Origin of the sequence: Bradyrhizobium sp. dw_78, assembly GCF_018449525.1 — a bacterium.
Lineage (GTDB): Bacteria > Pseudomonadota > Alphaproteobacteria > Rhizobiales > Xanthobacteraceae > Bradyrhizobium.
This window is the reverse complement of record NZ_JAAVUS010000007.1, coordinates 311480-328924: the sequence shown is the minus strand read 5'-3', so window position 1 is coordinate 328924 and position 17445 is coordinate 311480. Positions and strand designations below refer to the sequence as shown.

The 17445-nt window shown below is 63.2% G+C and carries 13 protein-coding genes and 1 pseudogene; 10 read left to right on the top strand and 4 right to left on the bottom strand.

What is annotated here, in order from left to right:
- Window positions 1-487 precede the first annotated feature (487 nt).
- Window positions 488-853, top strand: a complete 366-nt coding sequence (locus HB630_RS19705) for a DUF2794 domain-containing protein (protein ID WP_213773936.1) — start codon at window positions 488-490, stop codon at window positions 851-853.
- Between the two features lie 64 nt (window positions 854-917).
- Here the strand turns inward: HB630_RS19705 and HB630_RS19700 are convergent.
- The 4 genes and pseudogenes from HB630_RS19700 to HB630_RS19685 all read right to left on the bottom strand — a co-directional run.
- A pseudogene (locus HB630_RS19700) lies at window positions 918-1466 on the bottom strand (N-acetyltransferase family protein); the annotation flags it as partial.
- 77 nt (window positions 1467-1543) lie between these two features.
- Window positions 1544-2335, bottom strand: a complete 792-nt coding sequence (locus HB630_RS19695; protein WP_213773934.1) for a Bax inhibitor-1/YccA family protein — start codon at window positions 2333-2335, stop codon at window positions 1544-1546.
- Window positions 2336-2576: 241 nt separating this feature from the next.
- Entirely contained in the window at window positions 2577-5141 is a 2565-nt protein-coding gene (locus HB630_RS19690) for an FtsX-like permease family protein (RefSeq protein WP_249780929.1), read from the bottom strand.
- Window positions 5142-5158: 17 nt separating this feature from the next.
- A complete protein-coding gene (locus tag HB630_RS19685; RefSeq protein WP_213773932.1) occupies window positions 5159-5893 on the bottom strand; it encodes an ABC transporter ATP-binding protein in 735 nt (244 codons plus the stop codon).
- 55 nt (window positions 5894-5948) lie between these two features.
- On the opposite strand from HB630_RS19685, the gene HB630_RS19680 reads away from it, so the two are divergent.
- From HB630_RS19680 to HB630_RS19640, 9 genes are all read left to right on the top strand, one after another.
- Complete coding sequence (locus tag HB630_RS19680) at window positions 5949-6596, top strand: arylesterase (protein ID WP_213774004.1); 648 nt, start codon at window positions 5949-5951, stop codon at window positions 6594-6596.
- Window positions 6597-6773: 177 nt separating this feature from the next.
- Window positions 6774-7310 (top strand): RNA 2',3'-cyclic phosphodiesterase, encoded by a 537-nt coding sequence (gene thpR, locus HB630_RS19675; RefSeq protein ID WP_213773931.1) that lies wholly within the window; start codon window positions 6774-6776, stop codon window positions 7308-7310.
- Window positions 7311-7541: 231 nt separating this feature from the next.
- Window positions 7542-8738 carry a cell division protein ZapE gene (gene zapE, locus HB630_RS19670; protein ID WP_213773930.1) on the top strand — a complete coding sequence of 399 codons (1197 nt, stop codon included), beginning with the start codon at window positions 7542-7544 and terminating at the stop codon, window positions 8736-8738.
- Between the two features lie 270 nt (window positions 8739-9008).
- Window positions 9009-9977 (top strand): malate dehydrogenase, encoded by a 969-nt coding sequence (gene mdh / locus HB630_RS19665; protein ID WP_213773929.1) that lies wholly within the window; start codon window positions 9009-9011, stop codon window positions 9975-9977.
- 41 nt (window positions 9978-10018) lie between these two features.
- Window positions 10019-11215 (top strand): ADP-forming succinate--CoA ligase subunit beta, encoded by a 1197-nt coding sequence (gene sucC / locus HB630_RS19660; protein ID WP_213773928.1) that lies wholly within the window; start codon window positions 10019-10021, stop codon window positions 11213-11215.
- 4 nt (window positions 11216-11219) lie between these two features.
- Window positions 11220-12104, top strand: a complete 885-nt coding sequence (gene sucD / locus HB630_RS19655; RefSeq protein ID WP_213773927.1) for a succinate--CoA ligase subunit alpha — start codon at window positions 11220-11222, stop codon at window positions 12102-12104.
- A gap of 135 nt (window positions 12105-12239) precedes the next feature.
- The gene (locus tag HB630_RS19650) at window positions 12240-15197 is read left to right on the top strand and encodes a 2-oxoglutarate dehydrogenase E1 component (RefSeq protein WP_213773926.1); all 2958 of its coding nucleotides are present in this window, start codon (window positions 12240-12242) and stop codon (window positions 15195-15197) included.
- 160 nt (window positions 15198-15357) lie between these two features.
- On the top strand, window positions 15358-16605 hold the full coding sequence (odhB, locus tag HB630_RS19645) for a 2-oxoglutarate dehydrogenase complex dihydrolipoyllysine-residue succinyltransferase (RefSeq protein WP_213773925.1): 1248 nt from the start codon (window positions 15358-15360) through the stop codon (window positions 16603-16605).
- Between the two features lie 70 nt (window positions 16606-16675).
- Entirely contained in the window at window positions 16676-17422 is a 747-nt protein-coding gene (locus tag HB630_RS19640) for an SDR family oxidoreductase (protein WP_213773924.1), read from the top strand.
- Window positions 17423-17445 lie beyond the last annotated feature (23 nt).

Below are 17445 nucleotides of genomic sequence, written 5' to 3'. Positions count from 1 at the left end.
CGTCATTGAAACGCGGGAAATGCCGCGCAAAAACGCTATGCCCAAAAGAAAAAGGACCAACTTTCGTTGGTCCAGTATGGGGATAAACTAACCTGCGAACAGGCCCGGTCCCGACAACGCCGGGGGGCTGGGGGCTGAGGAATCCGACATCGAAAGAACCGGGCCAACGCAGGATTAGTTTCTCGCAATTCAGCAGGGCGGTCGGTGGGCGGAAGTGGGGCGGTATTATGATTCCGCTAACGATCCCGTGACGGCGTGTTTCTTCGAGGCATCCGTCGAATCACGATACGATGGATCGAATCGGATCATCATCGCCGGTATTTCGGCGCGGCCTTCGGAAGGATGAGGGTTCCGCTTCGCGCCGAAGCGGCCCTGCCGGGTGTGCCCTGCAGCCGGATCTCGCGAATCTTTCCATCGGCCGAAACGGGCCTCTTGCGGTGGCGTGTCGCCGGCGCAATCATGTCGTCCGGATGACAGGAGATGCCGTATGACCTCGGAGGATGCCGAGCCAAGTGAGAACCGCGCGGCGGCGCGCCATGCCGCTGCGGGGGCTTTGCCGAGCCGGGTGACGTTCAACCGCTTCGAACTCAATCGTATCCTGAATTTGTACGGACGCATGGTCGCAGACGGAGAGTGGCGAGACTACGCCATCGACTTCCTGAAGGATCGCGCCGTGTTCTCGGTGTTTCGCCGCGCCTCCGAAGTCCCGATCTATCGCATCGAGAAGGATCTGCGGCTCGCGCGCAAGCAGGGCATGTACAGCGTGATCTCGGCGACCGGCCTGATCCTGCGCCGTGGCCATGAACTGGATCGTGTGCTGCTGGTGATCGACCGCAAGCTTGCGGTGGTTTAGCGCTCTGTTTTTTCACCTCTCCCGTTGGGAGAGGGAGCGCGCTTCCGTAGTCGAGAGGCAAACTCTAACTCGAAGCACCATCCGCAGGCACCGTCGTCGCGCCTTCGCCGAGCGCGCGCTGCATCATCACGGTATCGAGCCAGCGGCCGAACTTGAAGCCGACATTCGGGTGGGTCCCGATCATCTGAAATCCGCATCGGGTATGCAGGCCGATCGATCCGGCGTTGGCGGAATCGCCGATCACCGCGATCATTTGCCGGTAGCCGCGCGCCTCGCATTCGGCAATCAGGCGCTGCAGCAGCTGCAGGCCGATCCCGCGGCGATGTATCGCAGGCTGCAGGTACACCGAGTTTTCCACCGTAAAGCGATAGGCGGGCCGCGGCCGGTAGGCGCCAGCATAGGCGTAGCCGACCACGCGGCCGTCGAGCACGGCTGTGAAATAGGGAAAGCCGCCATCCGTCAGCGCCTTGAACCGCCGCGTCATCTCCGCCAGATCAGGCGGGATCAGCTCGAAGGTCGCGGTGCCCTGGCGGACCGCGTGGTCGTAGATCCCGGTGATGAAGGGCAGGTCGGCCTCGGCGGCGAACCTGATTTCGAGCGGTGACATGGCGCGAGGATATTTTTGCCGCTGACAAAAGAAAAGCCCCGGCGGTTAGGCCGGGGCTTCGATTGGTTCGCTGGCTTTGGCGCTTAATCGCGCTGGCCGAGCAGCTGCAGAAGCAGCGTGAACAGGTTGATGAAGTTCAAATAGAGCGACAGCGCGCCTGTGATCGCCGCCCGCTCCGCCACGTCACCGCCCTGCGAGGCATAACCGTAGATGTAATCGTTCTTCAGCCGCTGGGTATCGTAGGCGGTAAGGCCCGCGAAAACCAGCACGCCGATCACGGAAACGAAGAACTGCAGAGCGGAACTTACGAGGAAGAGATTCACCAGGCTCGCGATGATGATGCCGAACAGGCCCATCATCAGGAACGATCCTATCCCGGTCATGTCACGCTTGGTGGTGTAGCCGTACAGGCTCAGCGCGCCGAACGAGGCGGCGGTGATGAAGAACACCCGCACGATCGAGGTGTGCGTATACACCAGGAAGATGGACGACAGCGAAATGCCCATCAGCGCCGAGAACACCCAGAACAGCATCTGGGCGGTCGCCGGCCGCAGCCGGTTGATTCCGGCCGAGATCACGAACACCATTGCAAGTGGCGCGAGGATGAACAGCCATTTCAGCGGGCTCACGAACATCGCGTAGCCGAACGGCGTCAGGAAGGCGTTGCCGATCTTGGCGGCAGCGCCCGACGGATCGGTCGTCACCGCGGCCATATAGACGCCGAGCGCGGCGAGGCCGGTGATGGCCAAGCCGATGGTCATGTAGTTGTAGATGCGCAGCATGTAGGCGCGCAGACCGGCATCGACGGTCGCGGCGTCAATGCGCCCGGCGGCCCGGCCGAAAGGAGAGGTATAGTTACGGTCTAGGTCCGACATGGTCGAATTCCCATTGTTGATCCGGCGGGGCGCAAGGGTTATGCGGCGCCAGCTAGAAATCTATCGCAGATACCACCATTTGCTGACATTACTTTTTCGTCATCAAACTGGCGTCCGACCCGATTGGTATGTGGGAAACTAACACACTCGCCGCAAGCTTCCACGCGCGGCCGAATGTCGCTCTGCGGCGTATTTCCGGCTAAAATCGCGTTAACGTTGCGCGGGCCACCGCCTCAATTTGTCACAAGTTTCGCAGCACGGCGGCCGGTTTCTGGTTGAGCGCCAGCAGCGTGCCGGCAAGCCCCAGTCCCACGGTGACGAGCAGCGCCACCAGCACCACGCCCGCGGCGCTGCCGGCCTGCCAGACAAAACTCAGCGTCATCAGCCTGGTGACGATCAGCCAGGCTGCGACGGAGCCGGCGATCACGCCGAAAACCGCCGTGGCAAAGCCGATCATCAGATATTCCAGCGCGTAGGCGCCGAGCAGCCGTGCGCGGGTGGCGCCGAGGGTCTTGAGAATGACGGCGTCGTAGACCCGGTGGCGATGGCCGGCGGCGAGCGCGCCGCCCAGCACCAGCACGGCCGAGATCAGGGTGACCGCGCTGGCGCCGCGGATCGCCAGCACCAGATTGCCGACCACCGCGCCGATGGTTTCCAGCGCCTCGCGGACCCGCACACTGGTCACCGTCGGAAAGGCGTCGGCGACCGCCTTGACGATTTGCGCATCGCCGGCCGGGTTGGGGTGGGTCTCGGTCAGCGTCGCGATATGGGTATGTGGCGCGCCCCTGAAGGCATTCGGCGAAAACACCAGTACGAAATTGATGCCGAGGCTCTGCCAGTCCACGGTGCGCATGTTGCCGATGGTGGCCGTGATGTCACGGCCCAGCACGTTGACGACGATGGGATCGCCGAGCTTCAGCCCCAGGCCGTCTGCGATCTTCTTCTCGATCGAGACCAGCGGCGGACCGTTATAATCCGCGCCCCACCATTGGCCCTCGACCACTTTCGAGCCCTTCGGGATCTCGCCGGTATAGGTCAGGCCGCGGTCGCTTTGCAGCACCCATTCGGAATCGGCCGACGGGTTGAGGTCCTCCGCGTTGACACCGCGGGCCGAGACGATCCGCCCGCGCAGCATCGGCACGTCCTCGACGGTGGATTGCGGCGCGGTCTGCTTGAGAAAGGCGCTGAAGCGGTCGGCATCGTTGGTGGGGATGTCGATGAAATAGAACGACGGCGCGCGATCCGGCAGCGCCGCCAAAAATTGCCGCCGCAAATTGCCGTCGATCTGCGTGATCGTGACCAGCACCACCAGTCCCAGGCCAAGCGACATGACGACCGAGGGCGTCAGGGCGCCGGGCCGATAGATGTTGGTGATTGCCAGCCGCAGCATGGTGATGCCGGTCCTGGGTAAATGCCGCGCCAGCGCCATCAGGACCCAGGCAATCCCGCGCAGCACGACAAACACCACGACCGCGGACGCCACGAATACGGCCGCGATCCGCTTGTCATAGGCAAGCCCGATCGCCACCGCGACCAATAGCGCAATCACCACGGCCATCAAAGCGAGATAACGCCAGCGCGGGCGGCGCCCCTCGCCGGTGATGGTTTCGCGAAACAGCGCCGCCACCGGCACGTCATGCACCCGGCCGAGCGGCCATAGTCCGAAGGCGAGCGCGGTGAGCAGGCCATAGACGAACGACAACAGCAGTTCGCCGGGATGCAGGGATGGCACCACCGGCAGCGGCAGCCATTTTCCGAACAGGCCGACGATGATGAAAGGCAGCGCCGCGCCGACCGCAAGGCCGATCGCCGAGCCGATCACCGCGAGCATGGTCACCTGCGTCAAATAGATGGCGAAGACGTCGCGGCCGGTGGCGCCAAGCGCCTTGAAGGCGGCGATAACGTCATGGCGGCGGTCGATATGACTCTTGACCGCATTGGCGACGCCGACGCCGCCGACCAAAAGCGCCGCCAGCCCTACCAAGGTCAGAAACTGGGTAAAGCGGCTGATGGTCCGCTCCAGCTGCGGCGAGGCGTTGTCGCGGGAGTGAATCTCCCAGCCGGCCTGCGGCTCTGCGGCTCTTGTGTCGTCGATCAGCTTTGCCACAGCCGCATCGCTGGCCGCGCCGTCGGGCAATTTTACCCGGTAGATCCAGCGCACCAGGCTGCCGGGTTGCAGCAGCCCGGTCGCGCGCAGGGCCGCTTCGCTGACCAGGAAACGCGGCCCGAAGCCGAGGCCGCCGGCAAGCCGGTCCGGCTCGGCGTCGACCACGCTGCGCATCTGGAAGGTGGCGCTGCCGATGGTGACGCGGTCGCCGATTTTCAGGCCAAGCCGTGCCAGCAGGGTCGAATCGACCGCCGCGCCGAACGCGCCGTCATGTTCGGCCAGCAGGTCGGCGACCGGCATGGTCGGGCTGAGCGCCAGTTCGCCCAGCATCGGGTAATTGCCGTCCACCGCCTTGAGCTCGACCAGGGCGAACTGGCCGTCACCGGAGCGCGCCATCACCCGCACTGTTGCCGCCACGGATAGCTGCCCGCGCGACCGCAGAAAGGCGACTTCGTCCGGCTTGGCTTCGCGCTGGATCAGCGAAAAGGCCGCATCGCCGCCCAGCAGGGTACGGCCTTCGCGTGCCAATCCCTCGCTGAGACTGGCTGCGACCGAGCCGACGCCGGCAATCGCCATTACGCCGAGCGCGATGCAGGCGATGAAAACGTAGAAGCCGCGCAAGCCGCCGCGCAACTCGCGCAGGGCGTAGCGCAAGGCCAGCGGGGCGCCGCGGCCGTTGGCGGCGGATTCGGACGTCATCGTTTCGGACGCCATGCTCATGAAACGGCTTTGCGTTCCGTGGTCTGGCTGTCGATCCGGCCGGAGCGCAGCCGCACCACGCGATCGCAGCGCTGCGCCAGCGAGGCGTCGTGGGTCACCAGCACCAGTGTCATGCCGCGTTCGGCGTGCTGGGCGAACAGCAGATCGACGATCTGCTTGCCGGTGGCTTCGTCGAGATTGCCGGTCGGCTCGTCCGCGACCAGGATCGCGGGATCCGGCGCCAGCGCGCGGGCCAGCGCCACGCGCTGCTGCTCGCCGCCGGACAATTGCGTGGGATAGTGATGCAGGCGGTGGCCGAGGCCGACAGAAGCGAGCTCCCGCGCCGCCCGCTCCGCCGCCGCCGGATTGCCTGCGAGCTCGAGCGGCACCGCGACGTTCTCCAGCGCGGTCATGGTCGGGATCAAATGAAACGACTGGAACACGATGCCGACGTGGCGGCCGCGAAACCGCGCCAGCGCGTCTTCGTCCAGCGCGTTGAAAGAGGTGCCGTTGACCACCACTTCTCCGCTGTCAGGACGTTCCAGCCCCGCCATCACCATGAGAAGCGTGGATTTCCCCGAGCCGGACGGCCCGATCAGGCCGATTGCTTCACCCGACGCCACATTCAGGCTGATATCTTTCAGGATATGAACCCGTGCGGCGCCGGTGCCCAGCGAGAGATTGACGTTTGAGATCGAGATGGTGTCCGGCCCAGGGCCGGCTAATGACGAGGGTTCGATGAGGCTGTCCATGGTCCGGTCATATGGTACTTCCGCCGCCGCGGTCGAGGGCCGGGCGCGGCTGTTCATGCACATACTTGTGTTGATGATGGGTTTGATGACGGCGAACGCCGCGCTGGCGCAGCCTTCGGCCGTTCAGGAGGGAAAGCCGATCAAGATCGTCGTGCTCGGCGATTCCTTGAGCGCAGGCCTTGGCCTGTCAGGCTCGGCCTCGTTTCCGGGACAGTTGCAAAAGGCGTTGAAGGCCAAAGGCATAGATGCCGATATGATCAATGCCGGGGTATCCGGCGACACCAGCTCCGGCGGCCGCGACCGGCTCGACTGGTCGGTGCCTGAAGGCACCGATGCGGTGATCCTCGAACTCGGCGCCAATGATGCCCTGCGCGGGACCGACCCCAAGATCACCCGCGCGGCGCTGTCGGATATCCTGACCCGGCTGAAAGCGCGCAAGATCGCGGTGCTGTTGTGCGGGATGGTGGCGCCGCCCAATTACGGCGCCGACTATGCGGCGCAGTTCAACGCGATCTATCCGGATCTGGCGAAGTCCTTCGGGATTCCGCTCTATCCGTTTTTCCTCGACGGCGTCGCGGCCGACGCCAGCCTCAATCAGGCGGACGGCATGCATCCGACGGCGGAGGGTGTTGACGTGATCGTGAAAAATATCTTGCCTGTCGTGCAGGCATTTCTGGGCGCAATACCCGGGCAACGTAGCTGAAAAACAGGCAGCACTAACGTTATTGCCAGCTTTTCCCGATCGTTTATGAGCGGTTAACGTCGGATGCTTCGCAGAGTCACATAACTACGGTAGAAATTCGTATGGGTGATTCGTTCACCGGGTTTTGTTTCAGGCGCGAGCCTTAAAAATTCGCGCCTTCGCATCGAGGATTTGGCGATGCCGCGTCTGTTTACTGGACTGGAAATTCCGGCCGAGATCGGCCAGACACTTTCCGGCTTGCGTGGCGGCCTTCCGGGCGCACGCTGGGTCGACCCCGAAAATTATCACGTCACCTTGCGCTTCATCGGCGATATCGACGGTATCTCGGCCAACGAGATCGCCTCGATGCTGTTTCGGGTCAACCGCAAGCCGTTCGATGTCACGCTGCAGGGGTTGTCGAGCTTCGGCGGGCGCAAGCCGCGCGCGGTGGTCGCCTCGATCGTGCCGAGCCGGCCCCTGATCGAGTTGCAGGCCGAACTGGAGCGGATGATGCAGCGGATCGGGCTCGATCCCGAGGGACGGAAATTCACGCCGCATGTGACGCTGGCGCGGTTGCACGACGCCTCCAGCCAGGACGTCGCGGACTATCTGTCGGTGCGCGGCTATTTCCCGAGCAAGGTGTTCACGGCTGAGCGCTTCGTGCTGTTCTCCTCGCGCGCTTCCACCGGCGGCGGGCCCTATGTGGTCGAGGATTCCTACTCGCTGAGCGCGTAAGGCAGATGTTCGCGGTGTTTAAGGTTGTCATTGATCCGCGAAAAGCCGACGAACTGGTATTCCAAAATATCAGGGCGTGAGTGGAGAGGCCGCCCGCGGACCAGATACCGCTTTCGCGGTCATGCAGCTCAAGTGAGATTCGGCAACTTCGCTCCGATAGGCACATCCGCATAGCCCCTGCATCAATTCACGGCTTGCAATTTTGTTGCGCCTGGGCCGAAAAGGATGGCCATGCTGTCCACCCCGCCATCCGTTTCCTTCCGCGCGCACTACCAGTCCCTCATCAACTCAGGCGCGATCGAGCCCGACGCCGCGCAGGCGGAGGCTGCCGAGGCCTTTGCCGCGCTTGAGGATCGGCTGGCGAATTATAAGCCTGCGCGCAAGCCGCGGCTGCTGGGCCGGCTGTTCGCCGACAAGAACAAAAAAAATGGCGGCCCGCCGCGCGGTCTTTATGTCCACGGCGAGGTCGGCCGCGGCAAGACCATGCTGATGGACCTGTTTTTCCAGCACAGCCAGGTCGAGCACAAGCGCCGCGCCCATTTCCACGAATTCATGGCCGAGGTGCATGAGCGCATCTACGGTTTTCGCCAGGCCATCGCGCGCGGCGAGATGGCCGATAGCGATGTGATTGCGCTGACGGCTGCAGCGATCTTCGATCAGGCGTGGCTGCTATGCTTCGACGAGTTCCACGTCACCGACATCGCCGACGCGATGATTCTGGGACGGTTGTTCGCCAAGCTGTTCGAGTTGGGCACCGTGGTGGTGGCGACCTCCAATGTCGCGCCCGAGGATCTCTACAAGGGGGGACTGAACCGCGCGCTGTTCCTGCCCTTCATCGCGCAAATCTCCGGGCATATGGATGTGCTGCGGCTCGACGCCCGCACCGATTTCCGGCTCGAGAAGCTGGCCGGCGTGAAAATGTGGCTGACGCCGGCCGATCTGGATGCCGATGCCGCGCTCGACAAGGCCTGGGCAAGGATGACGGGCAGGGCGCCTTGCGAGCCGCGCGATATATCGGCCAAGGGCCGCGTCCTGCACGTGCCCTGTTCGGCCAATGGCGTAGCCCGGTTTTCATTCGCCGAACTCTGCGAAAAACCGCTGGCGGCGTCCGACTATCTGCGGCTCGCGCATGATTATCATACGATCCTGATCGATCATATTCCGGTGATGGGCTATGCCGAGCGCAACGCGGCCAAGCGGTTCATCTCGCTGATTGATACATTTTATGACAATGCCGTTAAATTGATGGCCTCGGCGGAAGCCGATCCGTTGTCGCTCTATCCGGAGACGGAGGGCGTCGAGGCCAACGAGTTCAAGCGAACCTCGTCGCGGCTGATCGAGATGAGCTCGGAATCCTATCTGGCGCTGCCGCACGGGCGCAAGGATTCCGCGGCCAGTGGCTCTACTGCCGGTCTGGTGGAGACGTAGGGCCCTTAATCGAGCCCCTTCCGCTCGCGCCGGGCGAGCGCTTTTGTGGGCGGCGCAGATCCCAGGGGCTTTGGCGAGAGATAGGGCAAGAGATTGCGGGTCTGGTGCTGACGCACCGTCTCGGAACGGCCGCGAGCCGCATGTCCTAATTCAAATCACGGCAGGCCCGACAATTGAGCATGGCCCCGACTTGAACCTGTCAGTCGAAAGGGATAACCACCCATTCAGTCTTTATCATCTCTCCCTTGACGTTCAGAGGACGGATTTCTCATGGCGCGCGACAAGATTGCTTTGATTGGCTCCGGCCAGATCGGTGGAACGCTGGCTCATCTCGTTGGCCTGAAAGAGCTAGGCGATGTCGTGATGTTCGACATTGCCGAGGGGGTTCCGCAGGGCAAATCGCTCGATATCGCGCAGTCCTCCCCGGTGGACGGGTTCGACGCCAAATTCACCGGCGCCAACTCCTACGAGGCGCTGGATAACGCCAAGGTCTGCATCGTCACCGCCGGCGTGCCGCGCAAGCCGGGCATGAGCCGTGACGATCTCCTGAGCATCAATCTCAAGGTGATGGAGCAGGTTGGCGCCGGCATCAAGAAATACGCCCCCGACGCTTTCGTTATCTGCATCACCAACCCGCTGGACGCGATGGTCTGGGCGCTGCAGAAGGCCTCGGGCCTCCCGCACAAGAAGGTGGTGGGCATGGCCGGCGTGCTGGATTCGTCGCGTTTCCGCTATTTCCTGGCTGACGAATTCAACGTTTCGGTCGAAGACGTCACCGCCTTCGTGCTCGGCGGCCACGGCGACACCATGGTGCCGCTGGTGAAATACTCCACGGTGGCCGGCATTCCGCTGCCGGATCTCGTCAAGATGGGCTGGACCTCGCAGGCACGCCTCGACGAGATCGTCGACCGTACCCGCAACGGCGGCGCCGAGATCGTCAACCTCCTGAAGACCGGTTCGGCCTTCTACGCGCCGGCGGCGTCGGCGATCGCGATGGCCGAGAGCTACCTGCGCGACAAGAAGCGCGTGATGCCCTGCGCGGCCTATCTCAACGGCGAATACAGCGTGAAGGACATGTATGTCGGCGTGCCGGTCGTGATCGGATCGAAGGGCGTCGAGCGCATCGTTGAAATCGAACTGGCCGGCAAGGACCGCGAAGCCTTCGACAAATCGGTCGGAGCGGTGCAGGGGCTGGTCGATGCCTGCAAGAAGATTGCCCCCGATCTGCTGGGCCATTGATTGATCTGTTAGCCGACACAAGCGTCTTGGAGACCGTTTAGATGAACATACACGAATATCAGGCCAAGGCGCTGCTGCATGAATTTGGCGTGCCGATTTCGAAAGGCGTGCCGGTGCTGAAGGCGGCAGAGGCCGAGGCGGCGGCGAAAGCGCTGCCCGGCCCGATCTGGGTGGTGAAGAGCCAGATCCATGCCGGCGGCCGCGGCAAGGGCAAGTTCAAGGAAGCCTCTGCCGGTGACAAGGGCGGCGTCCGCATCGCCAAGTCGGTCGCCGAAGTCGGCGAATTCGCCAAGCAGATGCTGGGCGCAACCCTGGTGACGGTGCAGACCGGGGCACACGGCAAGCAGGTCAATCGCCTCTACATCGAGGATGGCTCCGACATCGACAAGGAGTTCTACCTCTCGATCCTGGTCGACCGCGAGACCTCTGAGGTCTCGTTCGTGGTTTCGACCGAAGGCGGCGTCAACATCGAGGATGTCGCCCATAACAACCCCGAGAAGATCGTGACCTTCTCGGTCGATCCAGCCACCGGCATCATGCCCCATCACGGCCGCACTGTGGCCAAGGCCTTGGGCCTGTCCGGCGACCTTGCCAAGCAGGCGGAAAAACTGACGGCGCAGCTTTATGCGGCCTTCGTCGCCAAGGACATGGCGATGCTGGAGATCAACCCGCTGGTCGTCACCAAGCAGGGCCTGTTGCGGGTGCTCGATGCCAAGGTGTCTTTCGACGACAACGCCATGTTCCGCCATCCCGAGGTGGCGGCGCTGCGCGACGAGACCGAGGAAGACGCCAAGGAGATCGAGGCATCGAAATACGACCTCAATTACGTCACGCTCGACGGCACCATCGGCTGCATGGTCAATGGCGCCGGCCTTGCCATGGCGACGATGGACATCATCAAGCTGTACGGCATGGAGCCCGCGAACTTCCTCGACGTCGGCGGCGGCGCCACCACGGAGAAGGTCACCGCGGCGTTCAAGATCATCACCGCCGATCCGAACGTGAAGGGCATCCTGGTCAACATCTTCGGCGGCATCATGAAGTGCGACATCATCGCCGAGGGCGTGGTCGCCGCGGTGAAGCAGGCCGGACTGAAAGTACCGTTGGTGGTGCGGCTGGAGGGCACCAATGTCGATGCCGGCAAGAAAATCATCCGCGAAAGCGGTCTCAACGTGTTGCCGGCCGATAATCTCGACGACGCCGCCCAGAAGATCGTCAAGGCCGTGAAGGAGGCCTAAGTAAATGTCCGTTTTGATCGACAGGAACACCAAAGTCATCTGCCAGGGCTTTACCGGCAAGAACGGCACCTTCCATTCGGAAGCGGCGATTGCTTACGGCACCAAAATGGTTGGCGGCACCTCGCCCGGCAAAGGCGGATCGGTCCACCTTGGCCTGCCGGTGTTCGACACCGTCCAGGAAGCGCGCGAGAAGACCGGGGCGGACGCCTCCGTGATCTATGTGCCGCCGCCTGGGGCCGCGGACGCGATCTGTGAGGCGATCGATGCGGAAATCCCGCTGATCGTCTGCATCACCGAGGGTATCCCGGTGCTCGACATGGTCAGGGTCAAAAGATCGTTGATCGGTTCGAAGTCGCGCCTGATCGGGCCCAACTGTCCGGGCGTGATGACGGCGGGCGAATGCAAGATCGGCATCATGCCGGCCAATATCTTCAAGCCCGGCAATGTCGGCATCGTTTCGCGCTCAGGCACCCTGACCTATGAGGCGGTGTTCCAGACCAGTCAGGAAGGCTTGGGCCAGACCACCGCGGTCGGCATCGGCGGCGACCCGGTCAAGGGTACCGAATTCATCGACGTACTGGAGATGTTCCTGGCGGACGACAAGACCACCTCGATCGTGATGATCGGGGAGATCGGCGGTTCGGCCGAGGAGGACGCCGCCCAGTTCCTCAAGGACGAGGCCAAGCGCGGCCGCAAGAAGCCGATGGTCGGTTTCATCGCCGGCGTCACGGCCCCTCCCGGCCGCCGTATGGGCCATGCCGGAGCCATCATCTCCGGTGGTAAGGGCGACGCGGGTTCCAAGACCGCGGCGATGGAATCGGCCGGAATCACCGTTTCCCCCTCGCCCGCACGGCTCGGGAAAACCCTTGTCGAAAAGTTGAAGGCTTAATTCAATTCTTGGTTCTTTTAGAGGGGAAGATTCCCTCCATATAGGGTAAACAACTGCCAACGCGCTGATCCGGTGTCCGGATCGGCGACAGCGCCGTCGAATACGCGCGAATTAAAAATCACCAGGACGCCATCCATGTCTCGCCAGGACGCGAATGCCGCTTTTGCCCTCTCTTCCTTTCTGCAGGGCACCAACGCCACCTATATCGACGATCTCTACGCCCGCTACGAACAGGATCCGCTTTCGGTCGATGCTGAATGGCAGGAATTCTTCAAGAGCCTGAAGGATACGCCGGACGATGTCCGGAAAAATGCCGAAGGGGCTTCCTGGGGCAGGGATAACTGGCCGCTTTCACCGCGAGACGACCTGACCTCGGCCCTGGATGGCAATTGGGCGCAAGTCGAGAAGAGTGTCGGCGCCAAACTCGCCGCGAAAGCCCAGGCCAAGGGTGCCGACGTATCGGCCGCCGACGTCCACCAGGCGACGCGCGATTCGGTCCGTGCCTTGATGCTGATTCGCGCCTACCGGATGCGCGGCCACTTCCACGCCAAGCTCGATCCGCTCGGGATCGAGCCGGCGCGCGATCGCGAGGAACTCGATCCGCGCACCTACGGTTTCGTCGATGGCGATTTCGACCGCAGGATCTTCCTCGACCACGTATTGGGCCTGGAATACGGCACCTTGCGCGAGATCGTCGCAATCTGCGAGCGCACCTACTGCCAGACGCTCGGCGTCGAGTTCATGCATATCTCCAATGCCGCGCAGAAGGCCTGGATTCAGGAGCGGATCGAAGGGCCGGACAAGGAGATCAGTTTCACCCGCGAAGGCCGGCGCGCGATCCTGAACAAGCTGGTCGAGGCCGAAGGTTTCGAGAAATTCTGCGACGTTAAATTCACCGGCACCAAACGCTTCGGTCTCGATGGTGGTGAAGCGTTGATCCCGGCGCTCGAACAGATCATCAAGCGCGGCGGCAATCTTGGCGTCAAGGAAGTCGTCGTCGGCATGCCGCATCGCGGCCGCCTCAACGTGCTGACGCAGGTGATGGGCAAGCCGCACCGTGCGCTGTTCCACGAATTCAAGGGCGGCTCCGCCAATCCCGACGTGGTCGAGGGTTCCGGCGACGTCAAATATCACCTCGGTGCGTCGTCGGATCGCGAGTTCGACAACAACCGGATTCATCTGTCGCTGACCGCCAACCCTTCGCATCTGGAGATCGTCGATCCGGTGGTGCTCGGCAAGGTGCGCGCCAAGCAGGATCAGCACGGCGATCCGCCGGATCAGCGGATCTCGGTGTTGCCGCTGCTGATGCATGGCGACGCCGCGTTCGCGGGACAGGGCGTGGTCGCCGAATGCTTCGGCCTGTCCGACCTGAAGGGCTATCGCACCGGCGGTTCGCTGCATTTCATCGTCAACAACCAGATCGGTTTCACCACCTATCCGCGCTATTCGCGTTCCTCGCCCTATCCGTCCGACGTGGCGAAGATGATCGACGCGCCGATCTTCCATGTGAACGGCGACGATCCGGAAGCCGTGGTGTTCGCGGCCAAGGTCGCAATCGAGTTCCGGCAGAAGTTCCACAAGCCGGTCGTGATCGACATGTTCTGCTATCGACGGCATGGACATAACGAGGGCGACGAGCCGAGCTTCACCCAACCGGTGATGTACAAGAAGATCGCCTCGCATCCGACCACGCTGGAGATTTATGCCAAGCGGCTGATCGCCGATGGCGTGATGACCGAGGGCGAGATCGAGAAGGCCAAGGCTGACTGGCGCGCCCGGCTCGATGCCGAACTGGAAGCGGGCTCCGGCTACAAGCCGAACAAGGCCGACTGGCTCGACGGCAAATGGGCCGGTCTCAAATACGCCAATGAGGAAGAGGATGCGCGCCGCGGCGTGACCGGCGTCGATGTCGCGGTGCTCAAGGATATCGGCCGCAAGATCACCAAGGTCCCGGACGGCTTCAGGGTTCACCGCACCATTCAGCGTTTCCTGGAAAATCGCGCGAAAGCGATCGACAGCGGCGTCGGACTCGATTGGGCGACCGGCGAGGCTTTGGCGTTCTGTACGCTGCTGCAGGAAGGTCATCACGTCCGGCTGTCGGGCCAGGACAGCGAGCGCGGCACCTTTTCGCAACGGCATTCGGTGCTGATCGATCAGGAAGACGAAAGCCGCTACACGCCGTTCAATCATCTCGTTGGCGATCAGGGTCATTACGAAGTGATCAACTCGCTGCTATCGGAAGAAGCGGTGCTTGGTTTCGAGTACGGCTATTCGCTCGCGGAGCCGAACGCGCTGGCGGTCTGGGAGGCGCAGTTTGGCGACTTCGCCAACGGTGCCCAGGTCGTGTTCGACCAGTTCATCTCGTCGGGCGAGCGCAAATGGCTGCGCATGTCGGGCCTCGTCTGCCTGCTGCCACATGGTTACGAAGGGCAGGGGCCGGAGCACTCCTCCGCCCGGCTCGAGCGCTATCTGCAGATGTGCGCCGAAGACAACATGCAGGTGGTCTACCCCACCACGCCGGCCAATTACTTCCACGTGTTGCGGCGCCAGTTGCATCGCGAGATTCGCAAGCCCCTGATCCTGATGACGCCGAAGTCGCTGCTGCGGCACAAGCGGGCGGTCTCGCGGCTCGAGGATCTGGGCAAGGATGCCACCTTCCACCGCATCCTCTACGATGACGCGCAGATGCAGCCGGACGAGAAGATCAAGCTGGCGCCGGACGCCAAGATTCGCCGCGTCGTGCTGTGCTCGGGCAAGGTCTATTACGATCTTTACGACGAGCGCGAAAAGCGCGGCATCGACGACATCTATCTGTTGCGCGTCGAGCAGCTCTATCCGGTGCCGCTGAAGGCGCTGGTGCAGGAGCTCGGACGTTTCAAGAACGCAGAAGTGGTCTGGTGCCAGGAAGAGCCGCGTAACATGGGCGCTTGGCATTTCATCGAACCCTATCTCGAATGGGTGCTGAACCAGATCAACGCGCCAAACCGGCGTCCGCGTTATGCTGGCCGCGCGGCGTCCGCCGCGACGGCCACCGGTTTGATGTCGAAACATTTGGCGCAGCTCAAGGCTTTCCTCGATGAGGCGCTGAACTAAGAAGAACGTCTAATCTGCCATGCGCCCCGCGAAAGCGGGGCGTCCGGCAATCCGCGCTGCTGGCTCCTGATTGCGACCGTCACGGATTGCTGGACCCTCCGCTTTCGCGAAGGATGACAGCCAAGGTTTATGACCGCACAGGTTTTCAAGGAAAACACACATGACTGAAATTCGCGTTCCGACGCTCGGTGAATCCGTGACCGAGGCCACCATCGGCCGCTGGTTCAAGAAGGCCGGCGATGCTGTCGCGGTTGACGAGCCGCTGGTCGAACTCGAGACCGACAAGGTCACGATCGAGGTGCCGGCGCCGTCGGCGGGCACCCTGGGCGAGATCACGGCCAAGGACGGCGAGACCGTCGCGGTCGGTGCGTTGCTCGGGCAGATCAATGACGGCGCTGTGGCCGCCGCCAAGCCGGCGGCAGCCGCGCCCGCCAAGGCCGCGCCGCCTCCGTCTCAGACTGCAGCACCGGCGCCCGCCGCTGCGGCTCCGAAGGCGCCCCCGGCGGATGCTCCGCTGGCGCCGTCGGTACGCCGGCTTTCGGTCGAAAGCGGCGTCGACGCCTCCACCGTTCCGGGCTCAGGCAAGGACGGTCGCGTGACCAAGGGCGACATGCTGGCTGCGATCGAAAAGGCGGCCTCGGCGCCGACGCCGGTCAATCAGCCCGCCGCCGCGGTGCAAGTCCGCGCGCCGTCGCCGGCCGATGACGCCGCCCGCGAAGAGCGCGTGAAGATGACGCGGCTGCGCCAGACCATCGCGCGCCGGCTCAAGGACGTCCAGAACACCGCCGCGATGCTCACGACGTTCAACGAAGTCGATATGAGCCACATCATGGCGATGCGCGCCCAGTACAAGGACGTGTTCGAGAAGAAGCACGGCAGCAAGCTCGGCTTCATGGGCTTCTTCACCAAGGCCTGCGTGCAGGCGCTGAAGGATATTCCGGCCGCCAACGCCGAGATCGACGGCACCGATCTGATCTACAAGAACTATTATCACATCGGCGTCGCCGTCGGCACCGACAAGGGTCTCGTGGTGCCGGTGGTGCGCGATTGCGACCACAAATCGATCGCCGAGATCGAGAAGTCGATCGCCGACTACGGCCGCCGCGCGCGCGACGGCCAGCTCAAGATCGACGAGATGCAGGGCGGCACCTTCACCATCACCAATGGCGGCATCTACGGCTCGCTGATGTCGACGCCGATCCTGAACGCGCCGCAGTCCGGCATCCTGGGCATGCACAAGATCCAGGAGCGGCCGGTCGCGATCGGCGGCAAGGTCGAGATCCGCCCGATGATGTATCTGGCGCTGTCCTACGATCACCGCGTCATCGACGGCAAGGAAGCGGTGACTTTCCTGGTCCGGGTCAAGGAAAGCCTGGAGGATCCGGCGCGGCTGGTGCTGGATCTGTGAAATGAAGTGCCGGGCTTCGGGGCGCAACAGGCGTATGCATGATCGTATGCGCTAGAGATCGGGGGCGACATTGACCGACAAGGTTGTTGTGATCACCGGCGGCAGCCGCGGCATCGGTCGCGCCACTGCGCTGGCCGCCGCCCGCCGCGGGTTTCGCGTCGTCGTCGGCTACGCCACCAACAAGGCCGCGGCCGATGACGTCGTCGCGCAGATCGGCGCCAGCAACGGCAAGGCCATCGCGGTCAAATGCGATGTCAGCAGCGAGAGCGACATTCTGGCGCTGTTCAATGCGGCCGATTCGTTTGGAACGCTCGGCGCGCTCATCAACAACGCCGGCATCGTCGGCAAGACCTCGCGCCTGGAAGACATGTCGGCGGAGCGAATTGCGCACATGATGGCCGTCAACGTGACCGGCAGCCTCGTTTGCGCCCGCGAAGCCGTGAAGCGCCTGTCGACAAAACATGGCGGCGCGGGCGGCGTGATCGTTAACCTGTCCTCGGTGGCCGCGCGATTGGGCGGCGCCAATAGCTATATCGATTATGCGGCGTCCAAGGGCGCGATCGATTCGTTCACGCTTGGACTCGGCTATGAAGTCGCGGCGGAAGGCATTCGCGTCGCGGCGATCCGGCCCGGGCTGATCGATACCGAAATTCACGCCAGCGGCGGCGAGCCGGATCGCGCGCACCGCCTCGCCGGCAACGTGCCGATGAAACGCGTCGGCACCGCGGACGAAATCGCCAACGCCATCGTCTGGCTGATGTCCGACGAAGCCTCCTACGTCACCTCCGCGATTCTTGATGTGTCGGGCGGGCGTTAATACCTGTCACACCGTTCAGCTAC

What these genes read in the sequence shown, in the direction of transcription:
- HB630_RS19705 (WP_213773936.1), top strand. Translation starts at nt 488, where the DNA reads ATGACCTCGGAGGATGCCGAGCCAAGTGAGAACCGCGCGGCGGCGCGC.
- HB630_RS19695 (WP_213773934.1), bottom strand. Translation starts at nt 2,335, where the DNA reads ATGTCGGACCTAGACCGTAACTATACCTCTCCTTTCGGCCGGGCCGCC.
- HB630_RS19690 (WP_249780929.1), bottom strand. Translation starts at nt 5,141, where the DNA reads ATGACGTCCGAATCCGCCGCCAACGGCCGCGGCGCCCCGCTGGCCTTG.
- HB630_RS19685 (WP_213773932.1), bottom strand. Translation starts at nt 5,893, where the DNA reads ATGGACAGCCTCATCGAACCCTCGTCATTAGCCGGCCCTGGGCCGGAC.
- HB630_RS19680 (WP_213774004.1), top strand. Translation starts at nt 5,949, where the DNA reads ATGCACATACTTGTGTTGATGATGGGTTTGATGACGGCGAACGCCGCG.
- thpR (WP_213773931.1), top strand. Translation starts at nt 6,774, where the DNA reads ATGCCGCGTCTGTTTACTGGACTGGAAATTCCGGCCGAGATCGGCCAG.
- zapE (WP_213773930.1), top strand. Translation starts at nt 7,542, where the DNA reads ATGCTGTCCACCCCGCCATCCGTTTCCTTCCGCGCGCACTACCAGTCC.
- mdh (WP_213773929.1), top strand. Translation starts at nt 9,009, where the DNA reads ATGGCGCGCGACAAGATTGCTTTGATTGGCTCCGGCCAGATCGGTGGA.
- sucC (WP_213773928.1), top strand. Translation starts at nt 10,019, where the DNA reads ATGAACATACACGAATATCAGGCCAAGGCGCTGCTGCATGAATTTGGC.
- sucD (WP_213773927.1), top strand. Translation starts at nt 11,220, where the DNA reads ATGTCCGTTTTGATCGACAGGAACACCAAAGTCATCTGCCAGGGCTTT.
- HB630_RS19650 (WP_213773926.1), top strand. Translation starts at nt 12,240, where the DNA reads ATGTCTCGCCAGGACGCGAATGCCGCTTTTGCCCTCTCTTCCTTTCTG.
- odhB (WP_213773925.1), top strand. Translation starts at nt 15,358, where the DNA reads ATGACTGAAATTCGCGTTCCGACGCTCGGTGAATCCGTGACCGAGGCC.